Origin of the sequence: Nostoc sp. NMS7 (genome assembly GCF_017115085.1) — a bacterium.
Taxonomy (GTDB): Bacteria; Cyanobacteriota; Cyanobacteriia; order Cyanobacteriales; family Nostocaceae; genus Nostoc.
In genome coordinates, this window is record NZ_JABXKJ010000151.1 from 1 (window position 1) to 15061 (window position 15061).

General features: G+C 43.7%; 9 protein-coding genes. 5 read left to right on the forward strand and 4 right to left on the reverse strand.

All coding sequences use genetic code 11. From position 1 onward, the window contains the following. From HWQ38_RS15765 to HWQ38_RS15780, 4 genes are all read left to right on the forward strand, one after another. On the forward strand, positions 1-2659 hold a 2659-nt coding region (locus tag HWQ38_RS15765), incomplete at its 5' end, for a DEAD/DEAH box helicase (RefSeq protein WP_292795028.1). Positions 2660-2664: 5 nt separating this feature from the next. After that, the gene (locus tag HWQ38_RS15770; RefSeq protein WP_292795029.1) at positions 2665-3501 is read left to right on the forward strand and encodes an SWIM zinc finger family protein; all 837 of its coding nucleotides are present in this window, start codon (positions 2665-2667) and stop codon (positions 3499-3501) included. 315 nt (positions 3502-3816) lie between these two features. Beyond that, on the forward strand, positions 3817-4287 hold the full coding sequence (locus HWQ38_RS15775) for a hypothetical protein (RefSeq protein WP_292795030.1): 471 nt from the start codon (positions 3817-3819) through the stop codon (positions 4285-4287). A gap of 125 nt (positions 4288-4412) precedes the next feature. Beyond that, on the forward strand, positions 4413-8681 hold the full coding sequence (locus HWQ38_RS15780; protein ID WP_292795032.1) for a strawberry notch family protein: 4269 nt from the start codon (positions 4413-4415) through the stop codon (positions 8679-8681). A gap of 268 nt (positions 8682-8949) precedes the next feature. Here the strand turns inward: HWQ38_RS15780 and katG are convergent, their stop codons facing one another. The 4 genes from katG to HWQ38_RS15795 form a co-directional block, all read right to left on the reverse strand. Then, complete coding sequence (gene katG / locus HWQ38_RS15785) at positions 8950-11244, reverse strand: catalase/peroxidase HPI (protein ID WP_292795034.1); 2295 nt, start codon at positions 11242-11244, stop codon at positions 8950-8952. Positions 11245-11294: 50 nt separating this feature from the next. Continuing rightward, the gene (locus tag HWQ38_RS15790) at positions 11295-11555 is read right to left on the reverse strand and encodes an N-6 DNA methylase (protein ID WP_292795035.1); all 261 of its coding nucleotides are present in this window, start codon (positions 11553-11555) and stop codon (positions 11295-11297) included. Between the two features lie 150 nt (positions 11556-11705). Continuing rightward, the gene (locus tag HWQ38_RS40465) at positions 11706-11792 is read right to left on the reverse strand and encodes a DUF6399 domain-containing protein (protein ID WP_366933300.1); all 87 of its coding nucleotides are present in this window, start codon (positions 11790-11792) and stop codon (positions 11706-11708) included. A 348-nt stretch (positions 11793-12140) separates the two neighbouring features. Next, the gene (locus HWQ38_RS15795) at positions 12141-12323 is read right to left on the reverse strand and encodes a hypothetical protein (protein WP_292795036.1); all 183 of its coding nucleotides are present in this window, start codon (positions 12321-12323) and stop codon (positions 12141-12143) included. 101 nt (positions 12324-12424) lie between these two features. On the opposite strand from HWQ38_RS15795, the gene HWQ38_RS15800 reads away from it, so the two are divergent. Beyond that, complete coding sequence (locus HWQ38_RS15800; RefSeq protein WP_292795037.1) at positions 12425-14818, forward strand: hypothetical protein; 2394 nt, start codon at positions 12425-12427, stop codon at positions 14816-14818. Positions 14819-15061: the final 243 nt, after the last annotated feature.

A 15061-nucleotide genomic window follows, 5' to 3' on the forward strand; every position in this document is an offset into this window, starting at 1 on the left:
AAATCCGAAGAAAAAAGGCAAAAGCAAGACTGATAAAGCAGCATTTGAAATTTATCCCACCTGGGAAATTATCTCGTCACAATATGAAGCAAATATTCTTAAATATATTGAATATATGCCACTAATTTGTGTGGCAGGTGCAGCAAAAACTAGCAATCGCATTGAGTTTTTTGATCGAGAAACACTATTGCGTCACTTTTCCGAATTTGTACTTGACGATTTAGTGACTCACACCCCATCTACAGCCGCTTTTGACAAACAAATTGCTGATTCTCTAATTGAATCTTGCTTTTCTCCTCATCAACATAACCCACTAACAACAAATACTGCCTTATCAGAATATCGGCAATGGTTGGTGTGGAAAACTAAAATTACCCGCACTCAAGCTGATTCACCTTTTCATCTCTGCTTCCAGTTACACTCTCCTTCTTCTGAACAAATAGACAATTGGCAAATTCAATTTCTAGTAGCCAGTAAAAAAGACCCCTCCCTGAAGTTGGCGTTAGCAGACTACTGGACAATGAATCAAATTACCAAAACTGGTGTCCAGAAAGAATTTGGAAAAGATTTTGAAACAAATTTGCTGTTGAATCTGGGGTATGCAGCGCGGATGTATCCCAAACTTTGGCTTGGATTGGAAACAGCCAGTCCAATGGCAATGCAACTTACCTTAGATGAAGCATTTGACTTCCTTCAAGAAAGTGCTTGGGTGTTAGAAGATTCAGGATTCAAAGTAATTGTACCTGCTTGGTATACTCCCACAGGTCGTCGTCGTGCCAAAATTCGCCTCAAAGCATCGGGTCGCAAGCTTGCTGCAATTAAAGGGGAAACAAAAAGCTATTTCGGCTCAGATTCACTGGTGGAGTATCAGTATGAGTTGGCAATTGGGGAGCAAGCTGTTACACCTCTTGAATGGGAACAACTGATTAATGCTAAAACTCCTCTGGTGCATTTTCGCGGTCAATGGATGGAATTAGACCGGGATAAAATGCAACAGTTACTCGAATTTTGGCAGTCAAAAGGCTCCGAACAACCCCAGATGACCTTACTGGAGTTTCTGCAACGCAGTGCTGAAGTTGGGGAGGAATGGGAAATTGAACATGACGAAGCTTTGTCAGAGATGATAGCAAAACTACAAGATAAAAGTCGTCTAGAACCAATTTCTGAACTTGATAATCTGCAAGGCACCCTCCGAGAATATCAAAAGCGTGGTGTTTCCTGGCTACAATATCTGGAAAATTTGGGGTTAAATGGCTGTTTGGCAGACGATATGGGTTTGGGTAAATCGGTGCAGGTGATTGCCCGATTAGTGCAAGAGAAGGAGTTGCATTCATCTGTGAGAGTAGGGGAAGAAATTACTGACTTATCTCCCTTACCCACACTATTAATTGCCCCTACTTCTGTTGTCGGCAACTGGCAGAAGGAAATTGCCAAATTTGCGCCTCATTTAAAAACTATGGTACATCATGGTAGCACTAGGCTGCAAAATCTGGCTGATTTCAAAGCTGCTTGTCAACAAAACGATGTGATAATTAGCTCCTTTACTTTAGTTCGCAAAGATGAAAAACTATTGAGTAGCATCGAGTGGCAACGTTTAGTGCTGGACGAGGCACAAAATATTAAAAATCCGAAAGCTGCCCAAACCAAAGCTATTCTCAAACTAAAAGCTAAACACCGACTGGCATTAACAGGCACTCCTGTAGAGAACCGCTTATTGGATTTGTGGTCAATTTTTAACTTTCTCAATCCTGGTTACTTGGGTAAAGAAGCCCAGTTTCGGAAAATCTTCGAGATTCCGATTCAAAAAGATAATGACCGCGTAAAATCAGCTACCTTGAAAAAACTGGTAGAACCTCTAATTTTACGAAGGTTAAAAACTGACCAATCTATTATTAATGACTTGCCAGATAAAGTGGAACAAAAACTCTACACCAACCTCACCCAAGAGCAAGCATCGCTTTATGAAGTGGTGGTGAAAGATGTCGAAAAACAATTGCAATCAGCAGAGGGGATTCAACGCAAAGGATTGATTCTTTCAACTCTGATGAAATTGAAGCAGATTTGTAATCATCCAGCCCAATTTCTGCAAGATGGAAGCGAATTTTCACTACTGCGATCGCACAAACTCAGTCGGTTAGCAGAGATGGTTGAGGAGGCAGTTGATGAAGGAGAAAGTTTACTCATTTTTAGTCAATTTACGGAAGTGGGTGAAAAGATTGAAAAACATCTCAAACATAGTCTGCATTGCAATACTTACTATTTGCATGGTGGCACCAGTCACCCACGTCGGGAACAAATGATTACCGAATTTCAAGACCCAAATACAGAACCATCGGTTTTTATCCTTTCCTTGAAAGCAGGGGGTGTAGGTATCACCCTCACGAAAGCTAACCATGTCTTTCACTTTGACCGTTGGTGGAACCCAGCAGTTGAAGACCAAGCAACTGACCGCGCTTTTCGCATTGGTCAGAAAAAGAATGTCTTTGTGCATAAATTTGTTACTATTGGCACTCTAGAAGAGAGAATTGACCAAATGATTGAAGATAAGAAAAAACTTTCTAATACTGTTGTTGGTAGTGATGAATCTTGGCTCACAGAATTAGATAATGAAGCCTTTAAGCGGTTGATTTCATTGAACAAGAGTGCAATTTTGGAGTAGATATTATGGCTAAATTTAGTCGAACTTGGTGGGGCGATCGCTTTATTCAAGTATTAGAAGCTTTTACAGATGATAACCGACTCAAAAGAGGACGGTCTTATGCTAGCGGTGGTAAAGTTAAAAGTTTTGAGATTGACTTAAATAAAATTACTGCGAAAGTCAGAGGCTCGGTTAATCCCTATTTTGGAGTTAACAAAGAACCAACTTATAATATAAAGATTGAGATTACACCTATTGCTAAAACACGTTGGAATGAAGCTATCCAAAAGCTTTCTTCTAAAGCTAGTATTATTTCTCGATTGCTGTTAAATGAAGTTCCAGAAAATATTGAAGATACTTTCTCTGATTTGGGATTACATTTATTGCCCCATAGTAGTAAGGATTTCAAAACTAAATGCTCTTGTCCAGATTATGCTAATCCTTGTAAGCACATTGCTGGAGTTTACTATTTAGTGGCTTCTCAATTAGATAATAATCCCTGGCTGTTATTTGAACTGCGGGGATTATCGAAAGTAGAACTTCAAGCAAAATTAGCTGATTCTCCTTTGGGAAAAGCTCTATCTCAGGAACTCAATACTAAGGAAATTCCTTTAGAACTTTCTAGTTCGCTGTACACTCAGCTAGAAAAGCAATCTCTTAGTAAAATGCCAAATGCTAGGGAATTTTGGTTAGGTACAAGGCGATTACCACAAACTATTGAAGTGGCGACTGTCAGTAGTGTCTGTGCAATTTTGATTAAGAAACAAGGGGATTTTCCTGATTTCTGGCACAATGATGCTTCTTTTATTGAAACAATGGAAGAGTTATACCAGCGAGTCAAAACCAAAAATCATCAGTTCTGATTTCAGCGCATTTTCTGCTTTCTTGAACTACTTAATTTTTCATAAATTTAACAAATTCCGTGGGTTTAAGTTTCATAGCAACTATCAAGTGGCAAGTTTTGTGTTGCGGTTAAATCCCCATTACAAAACTTTACCCAACTCTTAGAGACGCTGCGCGTAGCAAGATCCCGTTCGCCCCTGGCATCCCGTAGGGAAGGGTACGGCATAGCTCAGGGCATCGCTTCAGACGAACGACTTCCGACTTCTTTAAGAGTTTCTTATATGAATCGCTACGCGAATTTCTGATGACAACCATCAAAATTTCGGAGAAATTAAATGTCGATTCAATCTACGCTTACCCTGGCTCTTGAAGTAATTTTCAATTTGTTTGTTGCGCTGATGATTTTCGATTTTATCGATGGACTTTATCTAGTGCCATTGCCACCCATGATTTCAATTGCACAACCACAAGTAGTTTCCGAACCCACACCCTCGGTATTTACGCCTCATTTTGAACCAATCTCTAATCCTTGCTGGCTAGAAGTAGAACCTCAAGAAATTACCCTGATTCCGCCACAGTTCGAGTCAATACCAGATCCTTGGACACTAGAATTAGACTCTTTAAATAGTACGGTTAAAACTCAATCCCTTGTACTGGCATTCCCCACATTAAGGCTACTGCCACCTGTTAAAGAAGTGCAACAAACGAAGCGTACCAAAACTTCTTATCAGACCAAATCCACTGCCAAAGCAACATCTACAAAAACGAAACAAAAAACAAGTAGACCACGCCAGAAAGTTGCTTAATTAATGCTACCAGAAACGATTACTCCCTCGGCTATTCAGTCGGGGGATTTTTGAATTGCGAATTGGAAATGTCCTCTTCAGCAATGGCTACGCCAAACTTCGAGGGAAAATTAATATGTATAAATATGGTGAGCCAAATCGCTACACAAGGTTCTCTGTTTGACCTCATCTCTGTCTTAGACTACGGACAATCAGTGCTGAATGTTGCCTCATATCTAGTTAAACCTTTACTTGATAACCGCCCTCTCTCTACAAAGATAATCTCTTCACAAATGAACCGATACTTTCTTGGCACTGCGGCAGAGGGGGCTTGGCAGTGGAAGGACGCTTACGAAGCTGTAGAGGTTGCACTGATCCTATATCTGCGACGCAAAGGATTGCCACAAAATCCCGTGGAGGAATTGCAACTTCTTGAATCGCTTTGCCCCACTCACACCCGCCGTTCAGAAGAACAGTTAAAGCTACAACAGTTCTCTACGCCCTTGCCCCTGGCTTACTTGGTAGCAATGGCTGGACAAATCAACAGCAATGATTTGGTTCTAGAGCCGAGTGCTGGTACAGGTATTCTTGCACAGTTCGCCAAACTCAAAGGTGCAAGCCTGATGCTTAACGAACTGGCTATTGACAGAAGTAAAATCCTGCGGCGCTTGTTTCCCGGTGTTCCGTTATTCTGCGTCAATGCCGAGCAAGTCAACGATTACCTAGCTGGTAAAACTCAGCCATCGGTAGTGTTGATGAATCCTCCGTTTTCATCATCGCCCAAAGTGAGCGATCGCAATCCAGATGCCACGCCACGTCATGTTAACTCAGCTTTACAAAGACTGGCTGATGGGGGACGACTGGTAACAATCTCTGCCAACTGGTTTTCTCCAAGCAATGATGATTGGCGAGAAACTTTTGTCAAAATGCAGGAGAAAGCAACAGTTGTGCTTTCAGTGGGTGTCAACGGGAAAGTGTACTCCAAGCACGGGACACAAATGGATACACGAATTACCGTGATTGATAAAGTTCCGCCTGCTGATCCCACTGATATTGCTTATATACCACATACAGTGGAGCTTGCCGAACTGCTAACGCTGATAGAGCAACTGCCAACTAGACCAGTATGGCAACCTTCCACTAGTACTGCTCAAATTCCAACGTCAAAAGTAGTTACTCTGAGTGTTGTTAAACCAAAACAGAGCCACTTTATACCAGATACTCAAGCAATATCCCAATTTCTAGATGTTGCTCCAATAGAATATGAGGTTGTTGAGTGGACTGCAACCGAAGGGCTAAAAGATGTACTTTATGAAAGCTATCGCCCACAACGCTTAAAAATCAAAGATGCTTTACCTCATCCTTCGCTCTTGTGCGAAAGCGCAGCGCTGGCACTAGTCTCTCCACCAGCACCCACGTATCAGCCGCATCTACCGGGGCATATTGCTGCACAAGGATTGTTATCTGAAGCACAGCTTGAAAGCGTTGTTTACGCAGGACAGGCGCACTCAGAATTCCTGTCAGGTTCCTACTTGCTAGATGACTCCCTTGACAACGTTACAGTCGCGGCGAACAGTGAGCAAAGCGCTGTGAGGTTTAGACGCGGGTGGTTCTTGGGTGATGGGACAGGAGCAGGTAAAGGTAGACAAGTCGCTGGTATCGTTTTAGACAATTGGTGCCAGGGGCGTAGAAAAGCTATCTGGGTATCAAAAAGTTCGGCACTGATTGAGGATGCAAGACGTGATTGGTGTGCGCTAGGTGGTAGTGAAAAAGACATCATCGACCTCGGCAATATCAAACTAGGTGATCCAATCCCCTTTTCGCAAGGTGTTCTCTTTGCTACCTACTCTACCTTAAGATCACAAAAAGGCGATAAAAGTCGGCTTAAGCAAATTATTGATTGGGCAGGTATTGACTTTGAGGGTGCGATCGCATTTGATGAGTGTCACGCAATGGGCAATGCGATGGCACAAGAGGGTAAGCTGGGGATGGTCAAAGCATCTATGCAAGGCATTGTCGGGCTTCGGCTACAAAATGCGCTACCCTCAGCACGGGTTGTCTACGTGTCAGCTACCGGAGCTACCAAAGTTTCCAATCTCTCTTACGCTAATCGCCTGGGGCTATGGCAGACTGGGGACTTCCCGTTTACATCTCGTGAGGATTTCGTTGAGTCCATCGAAGTTGGCGGTATTGCGGCAATGGAAGTTGTTGCCAGAGATTTGAAAGCGCTGGGATTATATCTGGCGCGATCGCTCTCCTTTGAAGGTGTTGAATATGACACATTGGAAATTGACTTAACTCCTACCCAAGAAAGGATCTACGACAGTTACGCCGACGCTTTTCAAATTATTCATAATAATTTACACAAAGCATTGGAGGCGTGTAACATCTCCGGCGCGAAAACTTACAACCGTATGGCTAAAATGTCCGCGATGTCTCAGTTTGAGTCTCATAAGCAGCGTTTCTTTAACCATTTGCTGACTGGGATGAAATGCCCGAAACTGATTAAAGCGATTGAGCAGGATATCGCCATTGGTCATGCTGTTGTAATCCAAATAGTTTCTACCAATGAGGAACTACTGAAGCGAAAACTCTATGGTATTCCGACAGAGGAGTGGAAAGACTTGAACCTTGACCTAACTCCACGAGAATACATGATGGACTACCTGATGAGCGCATTTCCCATACACCTGTATGAGATTCATTCATCTGAAGATGGCGACGAACGTTCTGAACCAATCTTTGATGCTGATGGTTCACCAATTATCTCACAAGCAGCCTTAGTTTTGCGAGATGAACTGGTTGACCAATTAACAAGCCTCGACCCCATGCCCGGAGCTTTGGAACAACTATTGTGGCATTTTGGTCACTCTCAAGTTGCTGAAGTTACAGGACGAAACAAGCGAGTTCTGAAAGACTCTACGGGACGGCTGTTTGTGGATTCAAGAGGCAATGGCGCGAACATAGCTGAAACTACGGCATTTATGGGAGATGAAAAACAAATCCTTATCTTCAGTGATGCGGGTGGTACTGGTCGCAGTTATCACGCTGATTTGAATGCTATTAATCGGAGACGGCGATCGCACTACCTTCTAGAAGCTGGTTGGAGGGCTGATAACGCCATACAAGGACTTGGGCGGAGTCACAGGACGAATCAAGCGTCTGCACCAATATTCAGACCTGTGACTACTAATGTTAGAGGTGAACGTCGGTTTATCTCGACAATCGCTCGGAGATTGGATAGTCTCGGCGCACTTACCCGTGGACAAAGGCAAACAGGCGGCAACGGTATATTCGATACTAAGGACAATCTTGAGTCGAACTATGCGGAGTATGCTTTGTATGAATTGTTTAAGCAGATTTATCAGGGTAGATTTGCACAAGTCCCACTCAGAACCTTTGAGGAAATGACTGGGTTATCGCTGACTTCCACTGAAGGAGGAATGAAAATCGATTTACCACCTTTGCGGCAGTTTCTCAATCGTCTGCTGGCTTTAAGAATTAGAATGCAGAATCTCATTTTCGAGAGGTTTGAGTTGCTGCTAAGTCAACAGATTGAAACGGCGATCGCTCATGGGATATTTGAGGTTGGGGTAGAAACACTTCGAGCCGAACGGTTCACTGGTGCCAGCATTGAGTCTGTTTATACTCATCCTGGTACTGGTAGCGTAACTAACTACTTGAAGATAGAGCGTGTCCAAAAGACTGACATCAAAACTGCTGCTGAAGCGGTTGAATTTGCCACGAACTACCAAGGACGGTTGATAGTCAATTCCAAGTCAGGTAGTGCCGCAGTTTGCATTCCCACTCACAGTATCTTTGATGATCAAGGTGGGGTAGTGCCAAGGGTTTTGTTGGTACGACCACAGAAGGAAACTCGCGTACCACAAGACAAGTTACAAGCCTCTCAATGGAAGCAGGTTTCAACACGCGAATTTGTTGCAGCTTGGTCAAAGGAAGTGGATGAATTGCCCAAATTCACGACTGACTACATTCACCTTGTAACTGGCATTCTTCTGCCGATTTGGAAAACTCTGCCATGCCAGAATAGCCGAGTTTTTCGATTGCAATTGAGCAATGGAGAGAAAGTGTTAGGGCGAGTAGTTAATGCCGAGAATATTCGCCAAGTTGCCGAGCAATTGGGTATGAAGAACAAGCTTTTAAGTCCAGAAGAATTAGTTCATCTGGTACTTAACGAGCGATATTCCGAACAGTTGCCCGGAGGTGTAACCTTACGTTGTTCCACTATTGCCAGCGAACGCCGGATTGAGTTGGTTAATGCTTTATCTTTGGCTGACCGACTTGTGACTGTGGGATGTTTCACAGAAATTATCCAATGGCGCAAGCGGGTATTCATTCCCAGTAACGAGAAAGCACCAGCAATTTTGGCGGCGGTGATTAAAATTCTGGGGTGAAACTTTGAGCCACTCTTGGAGGGTGGCTTATTTTTTCAAATACTGTTCTGGAGTAGAAGCAGAGGGCATGGTGGTGGACAGCATCAGCCGTCGTGAGCGCGATAGAAAGAGAAACAGAAACTGCATGAAAATACTTGAGAGTTTATCGAACAAAATCAACACCCTACATCTGTGCTGCCCGTGGATAAGCAGCGTTCTTATCCACGGTGAGTTCTTCAAAGCGCAGCGATACACCCGTGGAGTTCGGGCGTGTTGAGCGCTCAAGACTTTACGGGGTCTGTTCAGCGCCAACGTCGAAGCGATCAAGCATCATCACCTTGTTCCAGGCTGCGACGAAGTCCTTGACCATCCGCTCGTGACCGTCATCAGCGCCATAGACTTCAGCAATCTGACGCAGTTGGGCGTTCGAGCCGAAGATGAGATCGCAGCGGGTTGCGGTGAACTTCGCTGCACCGGTTTCGCGATCGCAAATGTCAAAAAGCATCTCGCGATTGTCAACAGGCTTCCACTCGTAGTCCATACTGGTCAGGACACGGAAAAAGTCATTGGTCAAGACGCCCGGACGGTCAGTGAAGCTACCGTGCTTTGAATGATCCCAATTCTGATCGAGCGCGCGAAGTCCGCCGACAAGAACCGTCCATTCAGGCGCGGTCAGCGTGAGGAGCTGCGCTCGATCCAGGAAGATACGCTCCGGCTTCACCTTGTAGCCAACAGCCTCATTGTGATAGTTTCTGAAACCATCCGAAACTGGCTTCAGCCAATTAAACATTTCAACATCTGTCAGCTCCTGAGTCGTATCCATCCGACCCGGAGTAAACGGCACGGCAACAGAAAACCCAGCGTCTTGTGCAGCCTTCTCGATCGCAGCACAACCACCGAGGACGATAAGATCCGCTATCGAGATTTTTTTGTTGCCCGACTGAGCGCCGTTAAAGTCAGCCTGAATGCGATCAAGGGTCGATAGCACCTCGCCGAGTTCCTGCGGGCGGTTCATTTCCCAGTCTTTCTGGGGATTGAGGCGAACGCGCGCCCCATTTGCGCCGCCGCGCTTGTCGGAATGGCGGTGACTCGATGCCGCTGCCCAAGCGGCTGACACGAGCGCCGAAACAGAGAGTCCACTCGCTAAAATCTGATCCTTGAGAAAATTGATATCGGCGGCATCAACGACATCATGATCCAGTGCCGGAATTGGATCTTGCCAGATCAGATCTTCCTCTGGGATTTCCGGACCAAGATAGCGCGTTTTCGGACCCATGTCTCGATGGATCAGCTTATACCAAGCGCGCGCGAACGCATCGCTGAAGTAATCGAAGTCACCCAAGAAGTGCTGACAGATTTCGTGATAGACCGGATCGACCTTCAAGGCAATGTCCGAAGTCATCATCATTAACGGGTACTCAACGCCCGGTTGATGGGCATCCGGTGTCTTTGGCGCATCAGGATTGCTCGGTTTCCACTGAATGGCACCTGCTGGACTCTTTGTCTGTTCCCAATCGTATTTAAAAAGATTTGTTAAGTAACTGTTGTCCCACTGGGTTGGATTTGGAGTCCACGATCCTTCGATCCCGTTCGTCATTGTATATTCGGCAAACCCAGTGCCTTCAGGGTTCTGCCACCCCAAACCCATCGCCTGAATCGGCGCGGCTTCCGGGGCTGGACCAATCTTGTCCGGCGAAACCATGCCATGACTTTTGCCAAAGGCATGACCCCCTGCAATCAGCGCGACAGTTTCTTCGTCATTCATGCCCATCCGCGCAAACGTCTCGCGAATGTCTCGCGCCGAGCCATAGGGGTCGCCCTCAGCGTTTGGACCCTCTGGATTGACGTAAATTAGCGCTTGGTGCGAAGCCGCTAGCGGGTTCTCAAGGTCGTAGTATTGCTCGTTCGGTTTCCCAACCCACCGAATCGTGCGAGTGACCATCTCATCAGGATGACCAGGGTGTTCCTTAACATCGTCAACCGAATCGCCGTTCCAGAATTCGGGTCCCCAGTATGTCGAGCGATCCGCCTCCCAGGCATCTATGCGACCGCCACCAAAACCGAAAGTCTTAAACCCCATGATTTCGAGCGCGCAGTTGCCCGTCAGAACCATCAGATCAGCCCAGCTTAGTGCCGCACCATATTTCTGCTTGATGGGCCAGAGCAGCCGTCGTGATTTATCTGTGTTTCCATTATCCCACCACGAATTGATGGGTGCGAAGCGTTGCATGCCCTGACTCGCTCCACCCCGACCATCCGCGATCCGGTAGGTGCCTGCTGAGTGCCACGCCATGCGAATCATTTGAGGTCCATAATTCCCATAGTCGGCGGGCCACCAGTCCTTTGAATCGGTCAGCAGTGCTTTGATATCGCTCTTCAACTGTTCAAAGTCAAGCTTCCCAAAGGCTCCTTTGTAATCGAAATCTCGCAGTGGGTTAGCTTGGGGCAAATTTTGGTGAAGCAGTTCTACCTGAAGTCGGTTCGGCCACCAATCATCGACTTGCGGATTGGAGCCGAGCGCGCCGCCAATGCGGGTTCCCCGGAAGGGGCATTGTGCAGGAGGGGTGGCAGGGTTGTTGTTCATGGGGCTATTATTCATTCAGTTCAATCCTTCTTCATTAAGTTCAATTCTCTCTAACAGTTTATGTTAGTCAAGCTGTGTTGAGCGCCGCCACTTTTGGCGGTTTGAACGGCAAGTGCCTTCATCGCTAAAGTTCTTGCAAGTGCTGATAGTTTAAAGTCTGTTTTTAAAATATGGTCTACAGAACGCACAATGTAAAATACCACAGGCTCAGGTGTGTAATAAACACCCCGGCGTTCTCGCATCTGTGGCTTGTAGGCTGTCAAAAAATCTTCATAAAACCGAATAACAATATCTTCCCGGTTCATCTTCATCTGAAAATCCGAGAGAATCGCATCCATCTTGGCGGCGCGGAGGGGGTAGCAACTTAAGCCGGGACAGCTTGTACGGTAGGCTTTTGGGACTTTCGAGCTTTTAAGGTACGTCTGGGTCTGGGTAGCTCTCCCATTTGTAGGAGAACCGACTCAAAACTTGTCAGGGAATGATTTACCAAAGAGTCGTTGGGCAGCAGTGGTGCCATCGTCACGTTTGAGGTCAAAGTTATGGATAATGGCCTACGGCGGGCGAAACAGCGCCATCGCTCAAAAGAAGAGATGGGCAATACAATTATTCCTGGGAGCAACGCGAAAAAGTGAGATCGGGGTTTAATTCTCAGTTACATAGCTAGATTCTCAATAAAAACAGGTATTTCGCTGCGATCGCACTATTAAACAGGTCATTTATACCCCTAATTTTTAGCACCTCACCAAATCGCGTTGCTCCCATTATTCCTTTGGGCAAGAGGTTCTTGCTGGAGGCTCAGTTGGGAATACTGCTTGCAGCAAGAACTGCCCTCTGCCTTTTTTGATAAAATTAGATTATGAATTAAGCACTGTTTATGGACTGTTTGCTCAGTTTAATTAGAAAACCCAATGGTCTGATGGGTTGGGTGAGTCGAGTTCGACATCAACTAGATCCAAAAACTGATAATCCAACCAGAATGGGTATAGATTCAACACAGGGTCTATATGAAATTGTCGAATCTCCTCTCTCATTATTGACAACATCGCTCGTTCCCAAGAAAGAGCAATTAATTGCTTCATGGAATTTTATTAGTTGTGTTGACGAACTGGATGCGGAAACTCTTTTTCATGTTTTAGTAATTTTGCTGGAAACGGTATCCGAACCGTTAGAAGCAGAGGCAATGTTGCCAATTTTACCAATAAATAGTCCAAAGCAGATAATTAAAGCAACAGCAGCAAATCCTAGAGCATATAAAGGAACTAAGTATAAACCACCAAAACCTAAGATATTTACTCAAGTTGATTTGAGATTGTATTTGTGCGAGCGCAAATCTCAAAACCAACTACTTTTAAGATTAAGCCAACATTGGGTAAAGGCTTTGAAAAAACTTCAAAGAGTGGGGTACGATATTCGCTCTTTGTCATCGATACCCAAGGAAAATTTAATTATCGATCCATATTATGCATTCCACTATCATCTACATGCTGCTGTAGATTATCCTTCCCTACCTATAAATTTTCATCGATATTTATGGTTTTCATTACAGGGTTTGAATTGGCAAAATGTAAATGAATATTTATCGATCTATTGGGGACTTGGACTAGACAGCAACTTTAATCTTTTACTCGCGTTCGGTCGTTTGCTAAGTCTCAATAATGGTAATAAGACATTAAAATGGTGTCACATTATTGCCCAACAACCTGAGTCACGTCGTCTTACTTTCACTTCCATCTTGATTGAAACTCAGATTTATTCTACTGACCCACTCTCTCTAGATGATCTTGAGCGATTCAACCAAATAACAGATGATATCGACTATGAATACCGACTTGATTGTTTATTTATTGCATTTAATCAAGGTATTTCTGTAGATTATATGCTGGGTGGATTTCAATTAACTTCTAAGTATCCATCAGATGATCACCGGTTTGACTCTTTAGATAGATTAGATGGAGATTGCCTATTTCCAGAAGAAGCTGTAGAAAAATTAATTGCTCATCTGGGAAATGTTGGTGAGTATAGGTTTCCCCTACCCCTAGATATTTGGGAAAAATGTGGACAACTTTCAGGCTTCGGTAACATTATTTTACGCATTGATTGGACGAAATATCCAAAAGAGATTGCCTATGAATATCTCAATTTTTATCGTTGGGCTATCTCTTTATACCCGGAAACAAATAGGGAGGCTGAAACTCAAAAATACAAGTGGAAGTTTCTAAAAGGGCAAGTTGATAACATTGAAAATCTCCTAAGTAGAATTACAGAAAAATATCAGCAAAAAGCAATTGATGATTTGAAATTTTATTATTGGTTTTGGATCGAAACTTCCGAACTCGATTTGATTCCTGATGCATACTTAATAGTGGAACGTTTAGCTCAGTCTCCTTTTAGTCAAAAGAGTCATGCAGTAAAAGCGATAGCGGTTTTTATTACTTATTTACAAACCGCAGATATATCTGTATTTCTCAATGCACCCGATGCTAGTTTTTTACGTCTTGAAGAAGCTTGTTATTTAGATAATAATAGTAAGTTAATTGCAGAGGGAATTGCACCAATTAGCAAACAATTGAGTAATTTTATTATCCAATGTTTTATTGACTTCCCTCACAAACTCTTTAAGGTTGCCAAGTTATTGGGAACTCTTAATGCTCCCACAAGTGAAAAAGTGGTCAAAGCATTCAGCCAACATTCCATCATGACTGAGAATATTACGCTACTCCCTATAAAGGATGCTTGTGAATTTATTGATAGCCAATGTGGTTCCCAATTTAGTAACCCAATTCCACGCAAAATCCGCGATTATGTCCAAGGAAAAATATCTTTAAGTGAACAGCAAATCAATCGTGGTTTCCAGAAGATATGTAAGCAAATTCAACTTACCCGCTTGGATATTTTGGAACATTTGACCCTGAATACATTGAAACGCGATTTTGATGTCAATCCCGAACCGGAAAATATTAAACATGCTCTTTCAATGTTGGGTATTATTGATGATAATTTTCGTTCTTTTAGAAAGTTTTTGAAGGCTTATTGGGGAGGTAATTTAGATTATTTACTTAATCATCCGCTGACACAAACTTGGTTAAAAAAGCATAGTTGTATCAATATCAAAATGTGGACAGAGGGAATTGAATACACATCTCAAGTTGATGGGTTTGGCATCATTGAGATTAAGTTAGAGAACGAACCACTGGAGGTATTAAAACTGGGTACTTATGTGGGGAGTTGTCTCGCACTTGGAGGGTTATGTTCTTATTCAGCAGTTGCGGTTCTTCTAGATATTAATAAACAGGTTCTCTATGCTCGAAACTCAGAAGGTAAAGTCGTAGCGCGTCAACTAGTGGCAATTTCAGAAAGAGAAGAATTAGTTTGTTTTTATATCTATCCCGATGGAGTCAATCCTCTCATCAAAAAGATATTTTATGAATACGATGTTAGGTTTGCCGAAGCGCTTAATTTAAGACTTTATCAACCTTCTTCAGTTCAAGATAATGATTGCGATGTTCAGAATATTATTTCTCAAGCTTGGTGGGAGGATGATGTCTGGGATTTTACAGTGTCAGACGAAATGTAACCAAATACTAAGTTTTTTCCATCTCAGAGACGGTATTCTCAAAGAAATACGATTGATGTCCACAGTCGCAATAAAATGATGATGGAAACACGGTTCTTGCCATTTTAAAAGCCTCGATTTACACCCCCAAATACTACCATGCTCTATGGAATGGATATTTGGGGAACTGGATGGTTTATCTCAAACTGTGGCGTTGAAAAAAGCTCCAAATTGCCCTACTTGCATTCAAACCAAGCTGAATAT